The 14,487-nt window shown below is 60.8% G+C and carries 14 protein-coding genes and 1 pseudogene; 2 read left to right on the top strand and 13 right to left on the bottom strand.

The genetic code is table 11. The features are described 5' to 3' along the window. Nucleotides 1-72 precede the first annotated feature (72 nt). From D8U60_RS10460 to D8U60_RS10410, 10 genes and pseudogenes are all read right to left on the bottom strand, one after another. On the bottom strand, nt 73-576 hold the full coding sequence (locus tag D8U60_RS10460; RefSeq protein WP_122691681.1) for a DUF4142 domain-containing protein: 504 nt from the start codon (nt 574-576) through the stop codon (nt 73-75). Nucleotides 577-729: 153 nt separating this feature from the next. Beyond that, a complete protein-coding gene (locus D8U60_RS10455; protein ID WP_130900078.1) occupies nt 730-2,079 on the bottom strand; it encodes a sensor domain-containing diguanylate cyclase in 1,350 nt (449 codons plus the stop codon). Between the two features lie 75 nt (nt 2,080-2,154). After that, nucleotides 2,155-2,793: a LysE family translocator gene (locus D8U60_RS10450; protein WP_130900077.1), complete on the bottom strand. Its 639-nt coding sequence runs from the start codon at nt 2,791-2,793 to the stop codon at nt 2,155-2,157. A gap of 61 nt (nt 2,794-2,854) precedes the next feature. Then, nucleotides 2,855-2,986 (bottom strand): annotated as a pseudogene (locus tag D8U60_RS10445) (glutathione transferase); the annotation flags it as partial. Continuing rightward, the gene (locus D8U60_RS10440) at nt 2,985-3,719 is read right to left on the bottom strand and encodes a hypothetical protein (RefSeq protein WP_130900076.1); all 735 of its coding nucleotides are present in this window, start codon (nt 3,717-3,719) and stop codon (nt 2,985-2,987) included. The pseudogene D8U60_RS10445 and the gene D8U60_RS10440, both read right to left, overlap by 2 nt. Nucleotides 3,720-3,913: 194 nt before the next feature. Next, on the bottom strand, nt 3,914-5,245 hold the full coding sequence (locus D8U60_RS10435; RefSeq protein ID WP_016771305.1) for an MFS transporter: 1,332 nt from the start codon (nt 5,243-5,245) through the stop codon (nt 3,914-3,916). Nucleotides 5,246-5,430: 185 nt separating this feature from the next. Beyond that, on the bottom strand, nt 5,431-6,357 hold the full coding sequence (locus D8U60_RS10425) for a hydroxymethylglutaryl-CoA lyase (RefSeq protein ID WP_122700021.1): 927 nt from the start codon (nt 6,355-6,357) through the stop codon (nt 5,431-5,433). Then, on the bottom strand, nt 6,354-7,547 hold the full coding sequence (locus D8U60_RS10420; protein ID WP_130900075.1) for a CaiB/BaiF CoA-transferase family protein: 1,194 nt from the start codon (nt 7,545-7,547) through the stop codon (nt 6,354-6,356). The genes D8U60_RS10425 and D8U60_RS10420 overlap by 4 nt, the downstream gene beginning before the upstream one ends. A gap of 246 nt (nt 7,548-7,793) precedes the next feature. Continuing rightward, nucleotides 7,794-8,705, bottom strand: coding sequence for a LysR family transcriptional regulator (locus D8U60_RS10415; RefSeq protein ID WP_130900074.1), 912 nt, complete (start codon nt 8,703-8,705; stop codon nt 7,794-7,796). Nucleotides 8,706-8,767: 62 nt separating this feature from the next. Beyond that, nucleotides 8,768-10,072 carry a hypothetical protein gene (locus D8U60_RS10410; RefSeq protein ID WP_130900125.1) on the bottom strand — a complete coding sequence of 435 codons (1,305 nt, stop codon included), beginning with the start codon at nt 10,070-10,072 and terminating at the stop codon, nt 8,768-8,770. Between D8U60_RS10410 and D8U60_RS10405 the strand changes: the two genes are divergently transcribed. Continuing rightward, complete coding sequence (locus D8U60_RS10405) at nt 10,071-10,967, top strand: hypothetical protein (RefSeq protein ID WP_177435459.1); 897 nt, start codon at nt 10,071-10,073, stop codon at nt 10,965-10,967. The two genes, D8U60_RS10410 and D8U60_RS10405, sit on opposite strands and share 2 nt — an antisense overlap. On the opposite strand, the gene yiaY is transcribed toward D8U60_RS10405, so the two are convergent. After that, nucleotides 10,928-12,076 carry an L-threonine dehydrogenase gene (yiaY, locus tag D8U60_RS10400; RefSeq protein WP_130900073.1) on the bottom strand — a complete coding sequence of 383 codons (1,149 nt, stop codon included), beginning with the start codon at nt 12,074-12,076 and terminating at the stop codon, nt 10,928-10,930. The two genes, D8U60_RS10405 and yiaY, sit on opposite strands and share 40 nt — an antisense overlap. A gap of 154 nt (nt 12,077-12,230) precedes the next feature. On the opposite strand from yiaY, the gene D8U60_RS10395 reads away from it, so the two are divergent. Beyond that, a complete protein-coding gene (locus D8U60_RS10395; protein ID WP_130900072.1) occupies nt 12,231-13,250 on the top strand; it encodes a DUF4917 family protein in 1,020 nt (339 codons plus the stop codon). A 111-nt stretch (nt 13,251-13,361) separates the two neighbouring features. On the opposite strand, the gene D8U60_RS10390 is transcribed toward D8U60_RS10395, so the two are convergent. Together D8U60_RS10390 and D8U60_RS10385 are read right to left on the bottom strand one after the other, a co-directional pair. Further along, nucleotides 13,362-13,706 (bottom strand): YegP family protein, encoded by a 345-nt coding sequence (locus D8U60_RS10390; RefSeq protein WP_071174640.1) that lies wholly within the window; start codon nt 13,704-13,706, stop codon nt 13,362-13,364. 80 nt (nt 13,707-13,786) lie between these two features. Next, nucleotides 13,787-14,368 carry a DJ-1/PfpI family protein gene (locus tag D8U60_RS10385; protein ID WP_039762696.1) on the bottom strand — a complete coding sequence of 194 codons (582 nt, stop codon included), beginning with the start codon at nt 14,366-14,368 and terminating at the stop codon, nt 13,787-13,789. Nucleotides 14,369-14,487 lie beyond the last annotated feature (119 nt).

Below are 14,487 nucleotides of genomic sequence, written 5' to 3'. Positions count from 1 at the left end.
AGGCTCGCTCCCACAGGGCAAGCATCGCATTTCAATTGAAGGTCTCGCTCGCGCTGCAACAATACGGCGAAGTTAGCGACTGGCCTGCAACGCTCGAGCTTTCTCCAGATGGCTTTGCAGCTTCGGCAAAGTCTCATCGGCAAACGCTTTGATTTCCGGCACGTCGGTGGTCTGTGCCTGTTGCTCGATCTGAGTGATGGCCTCTTCGGTCGCCTTGACCTGACTGGCAGCGTAAGCCTGATCGAAGGTCGCGCCATCCTTCACTTCCGGCATCAGCTCTTTGGCCTTGTCGGCGAGTTCTTCGCGGGGGGCAACCGGCAGGTCGAGTTTCTTGGCGATCTTCGCCAGATGCTGGTTGGCTGTGGTGCGGTCGTTGATCACAACGATGGTGTAATCCTTGACCTCTTTCGATTCGGTCTTGCCGTGGGCCAGACGACTTGCTTCGATGTCGGCCATGCCTTTGGCCGAGGCATCGTTGATGAATTCGGCAGGCGACTGGGCGAATGCAGTGCTGGCGCACAGGCCCAGCAGGGTCGCAAAACTGGCATTACGTAAACGGGTGGCCATCCGGCTCATGGTCGCGCCCTCCTTCGTTGAAAATTCAAGCGGGCCGTGATTCGCCCGCTGCTCAAATAGTCGCGACGGACAATTGTCCGCCTCAGTTAAGAAGGCTTTGGCGTTCAAAGGTTTAGAAAATCTGCCGGGACCGCGACGAACGGTGCGCTCGCTTCAGATGCCCAAGGCCCGATGATTCAGGCGCTTGGCCGCATACATGGCTTGATCGGCATGCCGGAACAGTTGCTGTTCTTCTTCACCGTGTTCAGGGAAACGCGCCACGCCGATGCTCGATTCGATCCGCAAGTCATGCCCGTCGAGGCGCATGGGCTGCGCCAGCACCTTACGGATTTTTCCGGCGACGCTTTCGGCATCTTCGGCGGTATGCACGCTATGCAACAGCACGACGAATTCATCGCCACCGATACGCGCCACCGTGTCGGTTTCACGCACGCAGCCTTTCAGCCGGTTGGCCACGGTTTGCAGGAGCATGTCACCGACGGCATGGCCATGGGTGTCGTTGACCTGTTTGAAGCGATCCAGATCGACATACAGCAGCGCCATGCGTCCGTGCCCGGTTCGCGCATCGGCCAGCGCAGCCCTGAGCCGATCACGCAGCAGTTCGCGGTTGGGCAGTTGCGTCAGTTGATCGTATTGCGCCATGCGCTTGAGCCGCGCGTGCAGTTGCTGGCGCTCGATAGCCGTGGCGACTTGTGCACAGACATATTGCAGCAGTTCCTTGTCCTGCTCGGTGTAACGTACGCCGCCAGCGAGGCTTTTGACGATCAAGGCGCCGATGGTGCCGTTTTTTGAGTTCAGTGGTACGCCGAGCCAGCAAGGCGCGTTCTGCTCCGCCACCAGCGCAGCGAAGTCGGGCGTGGCATCGGCGCTGTCCGGGGTCAGCAACATTGGCTGGCCGCTGCGGATCACTTGCGCGCAAAGCCGTCCGATGACGGTGCCGGGCTGCTCGGGCTGCAATTCGTGATCGTCGACGTGATAGGGAAAATTCAGCTGCGCGCAGTTTTCGTCGTACAGCGCCACGGAAAAATTCAGCGCCGGCAGCCATTCGCCAATGAGCAAATGGACCCTTTTGAACAGCGCCAGCAAATCTTCCGCCGCATGCGCCGCCTCGGAAATTGCGTACAACGCCGCTTGCCGCGACTCGGCCTGCTTGCGCTCGGTGATATCGCGGGCGACGGCGATGCGCAGTTGGTCGACCTCCGACCAGCGCGCCGACCAGGAAATATGCGCGACGCTGCCGTCCTTGCGCAGGTAGCGGTTCTCGAAATTGTGCTTCGGGTCGCCGCCCATGATTTCGCCTGCGGCCGCGAGGGTGCGCTGGCGATCGGCCGGGTGCACCAGCTCGATCATCGAGCGGCCGATCAGCTCGTCAGGCGTGTAGCCGAAAATCCGCTCGCAGGCAGCGCTGACAAAAACGAAACGGCCCTGTTTGTCGACCGCGCAAACGGCGTCCAGCAACAGGTCCATGTAGCTCGCCAGCGGCGCAGGGTTAGGGCTTTCCATGGTTCTACGGGATGTCCACACAGTGCAGCGATTTCAATCGTCCATGATCGTGATTGCGCGTCCCTGCCCCTTCCATCAAGTCTTGTTCGGCAGCAGCCCCGGCAGCGCGTGCATCAACGCATTGATGGCGAAGCCGATAAACATCACGCCGCATAAACGGGTGATGAGCAGCTCATGACGCTGATACACCGTGCGCACCCGCTGCGCGCCGACCACGCCGATGAGGATAGCGTAAGCCAGCGCACCGCCGATAAAGCTCAGGGCGATCAGCGCCGGCAGCATCGACCAGTTAAGCAGTTCGGCGCGGCTCGACAGCAGCGCCGTAAAGGTCGCCACCGCCACCGGATAGGCCTTGGGATTGGTCAGGCCGAAGACGATGCCGTGCCAGAACGGCTGCCGCGCCGCGCCTTGCGCCTCGTCTCCATTGCGCCGCTGGGCACGCACCGCACGCCAGCCGAGCCAGAACAGGTACACCGCGCTGAGCACGCCGAGTACATCGAACGCGGTGCTGCCGATCTCACGGGCGCCGACGATTGCCACCAGCGCGGTACTGCACCAGATCACATCACCAAGCAGATGCCCACACAGAAAACCCGCCCCGGCGCGCCGGCCATGGGCCGCGCCAATGCCGAACACCGCCAGCACGCCCGGCCCGGGCGTGATCCCGTAGATGAAACCCGAAGCCAGAACGGCCAACAGCAATGATGGAGTCATGAGAAACCTGCAAGCGCCAGAATACGTGGCGCAGAGTCTATATCACCGAGATTGAAGCGGATCAGGGTTCGTCGCAGAAACGCATGCCGGAGTACGGTTTCTGCCGACACGTAGCCAGCCGCGATTGCAAATCGCCGACATGGGCTTCCAGCTTGTGCCCGTCGGGATCGAGGAAGTAGAACGACGCGCCTTCAATAGCCTCTCAGATTTTCGGGAACGAAATATTGCTGTCCGTCATAGCGCAACGTGGTCAGCACCGGCTTTTCGTGGGTAGTTTTCGATTCGCAGGTGTCGGGTGCCCCCTCACCGACCAGGCCCGTAGTGACTGGGCGGACAATGATATCGGCGTAACCATGGGAACTGGTTTTGCCCATCTCAAGCGTACGCACCGTCTCCGAGCGCTCTCCGGCACAATTGCCATCCCATTCGCCACTGAAGCTGTAGACGACCAAACGATCCAGCACCGGGCGCAGTTTGTCGCCCTCTTTCACGTAGAGCGACAGCAGGGTTTCATCCAGCGGATTGACGCGCGACGAGCCTTTGAAATGGGCGCGTACGCCGAAGGCACGGAGGTCGGACGTGAGTTTATAACGCGCCGTATCCAGCTCCAGACTCTCCAGCGCGATGGCATCGGAGAGAAACGCCGACCGCTGATGATAGGTCGCCAGCGGCTTGGGGCTGCCAGCGGTAGTGACGGCCAGAGCCAGATCGTATGAACCCACCCTGCCGTCCTGGCCATAGACGGGATCGGGCACGAACGTCGATAGCGCGGTAATCGTCAGCTGCGGATAAGCCGCCCAGTTCTTGCACAAAGAAAAGTCCGCTTCGCCACTGAGCGCAGGCGGCGTGCAATCGGCCAACGCCTGCCCAGCCATCAACCACCCGCAGAGCGCCGCAGCGCTGATCCACGTGGACTTCATTGTCAATTCCCGCTCCTTGAAGATATTTCCAGGCGCGCACTATCCCTTTCTGCATTGAAGGATTCAACAGATCTGGCCAGCGAATCCTCTCATGTGTCTGAAGTCGGAATTCGCGAGCAGGCTCGCTCCCACAGGAAATCCGCATTGCAAATGTGGGAGCGAGCCTGCTCGCGAAGGCGTCATCGCCGACGCCGCCAATCTCAATACTTGTCCAGCGTACGCAACTTCTGCGGCAAGCCCCACAGCAGCAACGCTGCGGCGATCAGCGCGGCGACGCCGATGACGTACAGCGCCGGGGTGGTGCTGCCGGTGAGGTCCTTGATGCGTCCGACCATGACCGGGCTGACAATCCCACCGAACTGCCCCAGGGTATTGATCACCGCGATCCCGCCTGCCGCGCCGGCACCGGCGCCCGCCAGCAGTTTCGGTGGCAGGGTCCAGAAGCTCGGAATCGAAGCGATGATGCCGGCGCCAAGCAGGCCGAGCGCGACGATCAGGAAGGTCGTGTGGCTGGCGAAGATTCCTGCGCTGAAAAAGCCGATCGCGCCGACGATCACCAGCCCGGCGACAAACTTGCGCCGTTCACCGGTGGCATCTGACAAGCGCCCGATCACGACCATGCTGATCGCCCCGCAGATGTACGGAATGGCGGTCAGCAGGCCGATCATCACCGGGCTTTCGGTGCCGGCGCTGCGGATCAATTGCGGTGCCCAGAAATTCAAACCGTAGGACGCGACCTGAATCAGGAAGTAGATCAAACCCAACGTCAGGAACCCGGGAATTTTCAGCGCCGCGAGCAATGAGCCGCCGCTCTTGTGTGGCTCGTGATGGGCGATGCGACTGGAGAGCAATTTCTTCTCGTCAGCGGTCAGCCAGTGCGCATCCTCGATGCGGTCCTTGAGCTGCGTCAGCACCAGAAAACCCAGCGCGATGCACGGCACGCCTCCGAGCAGGAACAACCAGTGCCAGCCGCGCATCTGCAACACGCCGTCGAGGTGTTGCAACACCAACCCCGAAAACGGCGCGCCGACCAGCCCGGCAAACGCCGAGGCGAGAAACAGCATCGACGTGATGCGGCCACGGAAGTGCTGCGGAAACCACAGGGTCAGGTAATACAGCACGCCCGGAGCAAACCCGGCTTCCATCGCGCCGATGACGAAGCGCAGCGCATAGAACTGCCATTCGCTGTTGACGAAGACCATCGCCGCCGTCGCCACGCCCCAGGACATCATGATCCGCGCAATCCAGCGCCGTGCGCCGACCTTGTACAGCATCATGTTGCTCGGCACTTCGAACAGCACGTAACCGACCACGAACAGCCCGGCGCCCAAGCCATACGCGGTGTCGCTCAGGCTCAAGTCGGTCTGCAACTGGAATTTGGCGAAGCTGATGTTGATGCGATCGAAGAAGGCGAACAGGTAGCAGACCATGATCAGCGGCATCAGGCGCCAGGCGACTTTGCTGACCAGGGCTTTTTCGGCGTCGTGATCGACGGACGGATTCACGCCCGCCTCCATTACGTTGAGGCTCATAGATTTTCTCCAGGCGGACTACCGATGGGCGTCCGATTGTTTTTGTTGTCTGGTGATGACGCTCACTGTGGAGCGCTTCTGTGTGGGAGCTGGCTTGCCAGCGATGGCGTCAGTTCAGCTAACGCTTTCGTTGAATTTGCTGCCGTCATCGCGGGCAAGCCCGCTCCCACAAGGGTTTTGTATCTTCAGGTGGGCATCGGATGCAGATCGCAATTGCGCCCGGCCTTGGCCAGTTGGCCGGGGACATCGTGGCCCAACAGCGCCGGCAAGCCGCGCGAAAGCTTCAGCAACAGCGGCAAATCGATGCCCGTGTGAATGCCGACTTCATCGCACAGATTGACCAGATCTTCGCTGCAGATATTGCCCGACGCCCCCGGCGCAAACGGACAGCCACCGAGGCCACCCAGCGCCGCATCGAAGCGCCGCGCGCCGGCCTCGTAAGCGGCCAGCACATTGCACAGACCAAGGCCTCGAGTGTTGTGGAAATGCAGGGTCAGATCGGCCGGCGAAACCCGCTGCAAAACGCGCCGCACCAAGCGATCGACCTGACGCGGATTGGCCATGCCGGTGGTGTCGGCGAGGCTGATGCCCTGAATGCCGAGCTCTTGATAAGCGTCGACAATTTGCAGCACGCGATCCTCATCGATCCGGCCTTCGAACGGACAACCGAAGGTGGTGGCGATGCTGCCGTTGAGGCGCACACCTGAGCCGCTGACAAACGCAACGATGTCAGCGAACGCGGCCAGCGACTCTTCGCAACGCATGCGCATATTGGCCAGGTTGTGGGTCTGGCTGGCAGACATCACCAGGTTCAACTCATCGGCATTCGCCGCCAGTGCGCGTTGCGCGCCTTTGAGGTTGGGGATCAACGCCACGTAAATAACACCCGGCTGACGCTGAATGCCGTTGAACACTTGCTCGCCGTCACGCAGGGCCGGAATGGCTTTGGGCGAGACGAACGAGCCGGCCTCGATGCGGCTGAATCCGGCCTGTGACAATTGATTGATCAGGGCGATCTTGTCAGCGGTTTCCACCCATGTCGGCTCGATCTGCAAACCGTCGCGGGGCGACACTTCCTGGACGATCAGGGTTTGCGAATAGTCAGTGATCATTGCACCACCCCCTGGCCTTTCAGGCGTTCAATATCGAGTTCAGTCAGGCCAAGATTGGCGAGAATAGCGTCGGTGTGCTGGCCCAGTTTCGGCCCGGACCAGTTCACCCCGCCGGGCGTCTCCGAGAGTTTGGGGACAATGCCGGGCATCTTCACCGTTGCGCCACCGGGCAACTCGGCATCGAGCAGCATGTCCCGCGCCTGATAGTGTGGATCGGCGACGATGTCAGCCACCGAGTAGATGCGCCCGGCCGGCACTTCAGCAGCTTCGAGGGCGGCCAGTACCTCGTCGATCGGCAGGCTGCTGGTCCAGTGTGTGATGGCTGCATCGAGCAAACCGCTCTGCGCCGCGCGGCCGTCGTTGTGGGCGAACTCCTCTGCGTCGGCCAGATCAGCACGGCCGATGGTGTGCATCAGACGCTTGTAGATCGGGTCGCTGTTGCCGGCAATCACAACATAAGCGCCGTCGGCCGTGAGGTAGGTATTGGAGGGCGCGATACCCGGCAGGGCACCGCCGCTGCGTTCGCGGACATGGCCGAGCATGTCGTATTCCGGCACCAGACTTTCCATGACATTGAACACGCTTTCGGCCAGCGACACATCGACGATCTGTCCACCGCCCTGCCCGGTCTTGACCCGCAACAGCGACATCAGCGCACCAATAACCGCGTGCAACGAGGCCAGCGAATCGCCGAGGCTGACGCCGACTCGCGCCGGTGGCGAATCGGGATTGCCGGTGGTGTAGCGGATGCCGCCCATGGCCTCGCCAATCGCACCGAAACCGGGCCGGTCACGGTAAGGGCCGGTCTGGCCGTAGCCGGAGATACGCACCAGGGTCAGGTTCGGATTCAAGGCATGCAGCACGTCCCAGCCCAGACCGAGTTTTTCCAGCGCACCGGGACGCAGGTTTTCGATGATCACGTCTGCATCACCGGCCAGTTGCTTGACCAGTTCGATGCCTTCAGCGGATTTGAGATTGAGCGCCAGGGATTTCTTGTTGCGCGATTGCAGGTACCACCACAGCGATGTGCCTTCGTGCAGCTTGCGCCATTTGCGCAGCGGGTCGCCCTGACCCAGGGCTTCGATCTTGATCACCTCGGCGCCGAACTCGGCAAGCATGCGCGCGGCAAACGGCGCGGCGATCAGGGTGCCGATCTCGATCACTTTGATTGCACTCAAAGGGGCAGTCATCGCGGGTACCTCTTGTTCTTGGAATATGGCGCCAAGGCTAGAGGAACGATGATCGGCGAATCCAGCCGTCTCTCGGCAATGGGCGTTCGCGAAATGCGAATGCTTCAGCGATGTGGTGAATTCGAAGCCGCTTTCGCGGGCAAGCCCGCTCCCACAGGGTTCAAAGTCAGCCGCACAATTTGCATACACGCTGGAAACTGTGGGAGCGGGCTTGCCCGCGAAGAGGCCGGCCCATTCAATAGAGATTCAGGCGCCCTGCCCGCGCAAATGCTCAAACAACATCCGGCTCACCGGCGACAATCCCGCCTCATCGCGCACCACCACAATCAGCGCGCGATCAGCCCAGTCGTCGGTCAGCGGCACCGCACGCAAGCCCAGTGCCTGACCAAACAACTCATAGGCTCGCTGCGGCAGAATGCCGATGCCCATGTTCGCCTGGACCATCCGGCAGACCGCATCGAATCCCGGCACATGAATGCGGATGCGCAGGACTTTGCCAGCCTGCCGCGCCGCCGCATGGGTACGCATGTTGATCGAACTGGCTGCGTGCAAGCCGACGTAATCGCTGTCGAGGGTTTCGCCGAAGGCCACCGATTCGTGCGTAGCCAACGGATGCTCCGGCAGCATCACCACCACCAGTTTGTCCGGGCGGTACAACACGTTGTGCAGGCCTTTGGTGTCGCTGTCCTCAGAGCAGATGCCGAGGTCGGCGACGCCATCGAGCACGCCCTGAATCACCCCGGCGCTGGGGCGTTCTTCAAGGTCGGTCTTGACCTGCGGATGCTGCGCGGAGAAGTCGCGCAAGTCTTCGGGCAGGAACTGAATGATCGCCGAAAGATTGGCCAGCATGCGCACGTAACCACGCACACCGTGGCTGTGCTCGCCCAGTTCCAGGCCCATCTTTTCCACATTGAAGAGCATCTGCCGCGCGTGGTGCAGCAGGGTTTCACCGGCCGGCGTAAGGATCATGCCTTTGGCCTGACGCACGAACAAAGCGATGCCCAGCGCCTCCTCCAACTCCATCAGGCGCTTGCTCGCCGCCGACACCGCGATGGCCTCGCGCGCAGCCGCACGGGTCAACGTGCCTTCCTCGTGGACGGCGACGAACAGTTGCAGAGTGATCAGATCGAGACGGCGGATCAGGCTTTTTTGCAGCATGGTGGGCTCGAAGGCAGGGTTCATCCGAGCCGGCAGGATAGCCCGGTTTTACCGCTGACTGCTCAGTTGCCCATGCTGGCGCGCTGTTTTGTGACAGGCGCAGTCAGCAAGCGAACCAGCTGCGCGCTGTCGTCCCTGCGACCCAACACCAGGATCGAAGAGCCTTGCAGGCAGGCATCGATGGCTGGCCATGAAATATCCTTCGCGCCCTCGACATCAAACGAATCATCCACTGCGCCATCGACCAGAAAGCCTGCCGTCAACAAGCCTCGTGCGCTGCCCGAGGTCTGTCCGACCGCCACAATACGTTTACCAGCGATGTCATCCAGCGCAAACCCTGCTTGCCAACCTCTCAGGTCGAGTTCATGCGCCGTCGGGGTGAGGACAGGATTGTTGAACGCGTCATCCATTTGGCCGGCGTAGGTAATGCCACTGATGAACCCGTGTTGCAGTTTCTTGCCTTGCGTTGACTCGACCGCCGAACCGAGCAGAAGCAGGCGCTGCGCCGTTTGTACGACGATGTCCGTCACGCTGCTTTCGAGCGGCTGGCCATCGCGCTGAATGTTCAACAGCAGTACACCCTTGTCGCCGAACGCTTGTGCAACTTTCCCGCTGTGGTCGAACGCCATGACCAATCCCTGATTGGTTACTTCCGTTTTGCCATGCAGCAGAATCAGCCCATCGTCGAGCTGGATGATCCCGGACAGCGAAATGGCCACGCCTGGCAGCGACAGGGGCAGCCAACCGTTGCTGGCGAACGATAAATCGTCCGAGCCATCGAGATTGAATCGCGTCAACAGGCCACTGCCCTTTTGCGCGGTCACAAACAGCAGCCTGTCCGGCTGCGCAAGCTGCGGATCGGATTTGGCCAGCAGCAGTTGCCCGTGGGTGGCCCCAAAGAGTGCCGGAATCCGCATGGGCACAATCCGGTAGCCATTCCTGTCGCCGCCGAACTCGATATCCGGCGAACCGTCGGGCAGAAACCGCGCGATGACTTGCTGGTATTCAACCGTCTTGTCTTTGACCACGCCAATCACACCGCACATCCAGATCCGTCCGAGCGCATCAACGATCAATGGCCCGCCTTGGGTGAGCGAGCCTGTGCCGAACTGGCCGCTGAGATATCCGCCTTCGCCGAAATCCGGATCCGGATTGCCATCGGCATCCAGGCGCGCAAGGCCGTAGTACGAATGGCCCGATTGCTCGACGGTAGCGCTGACCATGATCTGCCCCGAAGGCGTGATAGACACGCCTTCGGCAATGGTCTTGGCCGCTCCGGGGAATTTCAGCGTTCGCAGACCAAACAGAGCGTCCAGCTCCCCGGCTGACTGCGCGGTTGGGGGCAATGGCGCGGTGGATTCCGGCATGTTCGTATTCTCCTGTGGGATCGACATCAATCCCTCGCTGAGAGCATTCGAACCGAAGAAGCCACGCCGGACAACTGACACAAATGACAGTTTTTTAGACGGAAACGAAATTGATCACCGTGCAAAAAAGACTGGAGGACTGGTAGTTCTTACAGGTTCGAATTCAGGCACGTCATGCCAACCTCAGCGTTCAAATCAGCCATGGACGAGAAGAACGATGAGCACTCGCGACGAGCAAATGTCACAACCTGCCCCGGCCCCGACCATCACCTACCCCGAGGAGGCCAGCACGACGGGACCTGCGACATTGTTGCTCGGCAGCGGCATACCCGATGCGCTTGTACAGGTCTGGAACATTGAAAACACCCATTCGCTCGGTGCAGGGCTGGTTAGCGCAAAGGGACGATGGGCGTTCAGCATCAGCGGCGCTCAGGCTCCAGGCCAGCAGAAGATTCACGCCCACCAGACGTATGCAGGCATCACGTCTGAATGGAGTGACGAGCGCGGATTTGAGGTGCGACTGCGGCCCGAAATCGACGTCCCGGGCGTCTTCGTACCGCTTGAGGGAGCGGAGGTAAATGCGCCTGTGATGTTGTCGGGAGATGTCACACGGGCCGAGGGTTTCGTCAGTGTTTTCGATCTGGACACTGGCCTGGAGATTGCCAGGGCAGCGGTCGAAAGCGACCGGAAATGGCAAACCCCGGCTGCACACTCATTGGCGGTCGGGCAGTACCGTATATCCGCCGTTCACAACATCGCCGGCCAGGTTTCAGACTGGGGCCGTGTGCGGACATTTACCGTGGTCGCAGAAGCAAGCGAAGGACTGTTCGACTTCGCTCGCCTGCGCGCCTTCATTCAAAACGCATTGCGGAAAATCTCCTCGATCTGGCGCTGATCTGCCGCCCGTGGATTGGTCAGTCCGCACGCATCCTTCAAAGCATTGGCGGCGAGCACCGGGATGTCGCTGAGTTTCGCGCCCAGCTCACGCAGTCCGCCGGGAATCTCGACGTCCTTGGCAAGGTTGCGAATGGCATTGATCGCCGCCTGCGCGCCCTCCTCTGCGCTGAAACCACGAATATCCGCGCCCATGGCGTGGGCGACATCCCTGAGTCGATCAGCACAGACCAGCGCATTGAAACTCTGCACATGCGGCAACAGCACGGCATTGCACACGCCGTGGGGCAAGTCGTAGTAGCCGCCGAGCTGATGCGCCATGGCGTGGACAAATCCGAGCGAGGCGTTGTTGAACGCCATGCCGGCGAGGAACTGCGCGTAAGCCATGTTCTCCCGCGCCGCCAGGTCGCTGCCGTCGCGCACAGCCAGACGCAGGTTGTTGCTGATCAGGCTCATCGCTTTAAGCGCGCAAGCATCGGTGATCGGGTTGGCGGCGGTCGAGACGTAGGCTTCGATGGCGTGGGTCAGCGCGTCCATGCCAGTGGCGGCGGTGAGGCCTTTGGGCATCGCGACCATCAGTTCCGGATCGTTGACTGACAGCAGTGGCGTGACGTTGCGGTCGACGATGGCCATTTTCACGTGGCGCGATTCGTCGGTGATGATGCAGAAGCGGGTCATTTCGCTGGCAGTGCCGGCGGTGGTGTTGATGGCGATCAGCGGCAATTGCGGCTTGCTCGAACGGTCGACGCCTTCGTAATCGCCAATCTGCCCGCCATTGGTTGCGCACAGGGCGATGCCCTTGGCGCAATCGTGCGGCGAGCCGCCACCCAGCGACACGACGAAATCGCAACGGCTTTCCTTCAACAGCCCCAAGCCGGATTCGACATTGGCCGTGGTCGGGTTCGGTCTGGCGCCATCGAAGATCACCGAATCGATGTCCTGCATCGCCAGTTTCTCGGCGATCATTGCGGCGACGCCAGCCTTGGCCAGCCCGGCGTCGGTGACAATCAGCGCCTTGCGAAAACCATAATTGCGAATCGCGACCATGGCTTCGTCGAGGCAGCCGCTGCCCATGATGTTGACCGCCGGAATGAAGAAGGTGCTGCTCATCGTGTGTCTCCTGACTGAAGCCGGATCGACTGCCTCGATTCGGCGGGTGCACACAGGATCGACCGATCGGTCACGAGCAATGTTGATCTGGCTCAATGTCCGCTCGTGATAAAGTCGCCGTCCATCTGCCCTTTGTTTTGAGATCGCCCACGCAATGACCGATTTTCTCGATGTCGACGCCACCCTCGAAGACTGGAATGCCTTGCGCGCCGCGAACGATTTTCAGGGTTTGCTGGTGGGCAATGGCGCCAGCCGCGCGGTATGGGATAACTTCGGCTACGACTCGCTGTTCGAAAACGCCCGTACGGTCGAAGAGAAACCGCTGAGCCCATCGGAACTGGCGGTGTTCGACGCGCTGCAAACCCGCAGCTTCGAACAAGTGCTGGGCGCCCTGAAAACCACCAGCCGGGTCAACAAGGCGTTGGCGGTCAGTTCGGCGGCACCGCGCAATCGCTATTACGCGATCAAGGAAGCGCTGATCAACACGGTGCACGCGGTGCACATCCCGTGGCGGCTGGTGCAGCCTTCGACACTGACGGTGCTCAATGCAGAACTGGCGCGCTATCGCACGGTGTTCACCACCAACTACGACCTGCTCAATTACTGGGCGCTGCAACACCCGGGCGAGGCCATCGACGACCTGTTCAACGGCGCGGACGCGAGTTTCGATCTGAGCCAGAGCGCCACCGACAAACCGCGTCTGCTCTACCTGCACGGTGGTCTGCATCTGGTGCGCAATCAGGACGGCACCGCACGCAAACTGACCTCGACCGAAGGCACCCTGCTCGGCAGTTTCGCCATCAACAATACGATCAAGACCCTGGACGACGTGCCCCTGTTCGTCACCGAAGGGCCGAGCGCCGACAAGCTCAAGACCATTCGCAGCTCGGATTATCTGTCGTTCTGCTACGAGCAGTTACTGGCCCATGGCGACAGCCTGTGCATCTTCGGCCATGCCCTGGGCGAGCAGGATGCGCATCTGGTGCGGGCGCTGCGCCTAGCCCGACCGAAGTGCGTGGCGGTCTCGATTTATCCGCGCAGCGCCGCGTTCATCCAGCATCAGAAGCGTCACTACGCCAAGGTGTTTGAAGGTACCGGGGTTGAGTTGCGGTTCTTTGATGCCAAGAGCCATGCCCTGGGCGATCCGAAATTGTCGGTACCGGTTGAGGTATGAACCAAGATCAAAAGATCGCAGCCTTCGGCAGCTCCTACATGGAAATGCATTCCAGGTGTAGGAGCTGCCGAAGGCTGCGATCTTTTGATTTCAAAGGCTCATGCCCTGAGCTCAGAGGACAGGCAGGGTCTTGTCCTTGATGGTTTTCGTCGGGCCGTTGGCCTTCACGCTGGCGATGCCCTTGTCGCACGCGCCATCCGATGAATACGACTCGCTGCTGCCGATGACCTGGTGATTGGCCGCCTTGAGATTGAAGTACGGGTGGCCGTCCTTGGTCGATTTTTTCTCGTAACGCTCGTCCAGCGGGCTGTTGGCCTGCACCGAGGCGATGCCGCCGTCGGCGCCGGCGCGGGTGCTGTAGAGCTCGCTGGTCAGAATCGTTTCGGCGTTCGCCGCTTTCAACACGAACCTGAATTGGCCGTTGCTGCTTTTGCTCACTTCGTACCATCCGGACATGTCTGTTTCTCCTGGGGGCGATTGAGAGATTTCGCGCTTCAGAGTAAAGACCAGCGTCTGCGATCTGTCGCCTGCCTCGACTACAAGGTGATTTTCGTACCGAGCAGACCGAGGAAACCGGCCAGCCATTTAGGATGCGCCGGCCACGCCGGAGCGGTGGCGAAATTTCCCTGAACATGGCCGTCGGTCACCGGAATGTCGATGTAGGTGCCGCCCGCCAGACGTACTTCCGGGGCGCAGGCCGGATACGCGCTGCACTCACGCCCCTCGAGCACACCCGCCGCCGCGAGCAGTTGCGCGCCATGGCAGACCGCTGCGATGGGCTTGCCGGCGTTGTCGAACGCGCGCACCAGTTCGAGGACTTTGTCGTTCAGCCGCAGGTATTCCGGCGCACGACCGCCGGGAATCAGCAGCGCGTCGTAATCGGCTTCGCTGGCCTTGGCGAAATCGAAATTGAGGGCGAACAGGTGACCGGGTTTTTCGCTGTAGGTCTGATCGCCTTCAAAATCATGAATCGCCGTGCGCACGGTGCTGCCGGCAGACTTGTCCGGGCACACGGCGTGGACCGTGTGGCCGACCATCTGCAAGGCCTGGAACGGCACCATCACTTCGTAGTCTTCGACGTAATCGCCGACCAGCATCAGAATCTTTTTCGCGGCCATGGGAAAACTCCTCGGGGAAAGGTCTGGGAGTATTCAAGGTAGACCCAAATTGAGCTGCAAGCTGCAAGCTTCAAGCTTCAAGCTTCAAGCTTCAAGCTTCAAGCTTCAAGCTTCAAGCT

Source organism: Pseudomonas sp. Sample_11 (genome assembly GCF_004307505.1).
Taxonomy (GTDB): Bacteria; Pseudomonadota; Gammaproteobacteria; order Pseudomonadales; family Pseudomonadaceae; genus Aquipseudomonas; species Aquipseudomonas atacamensis.
This window is presented reverse-complemented; position numbering and strand designations above follow the sequence as displayed.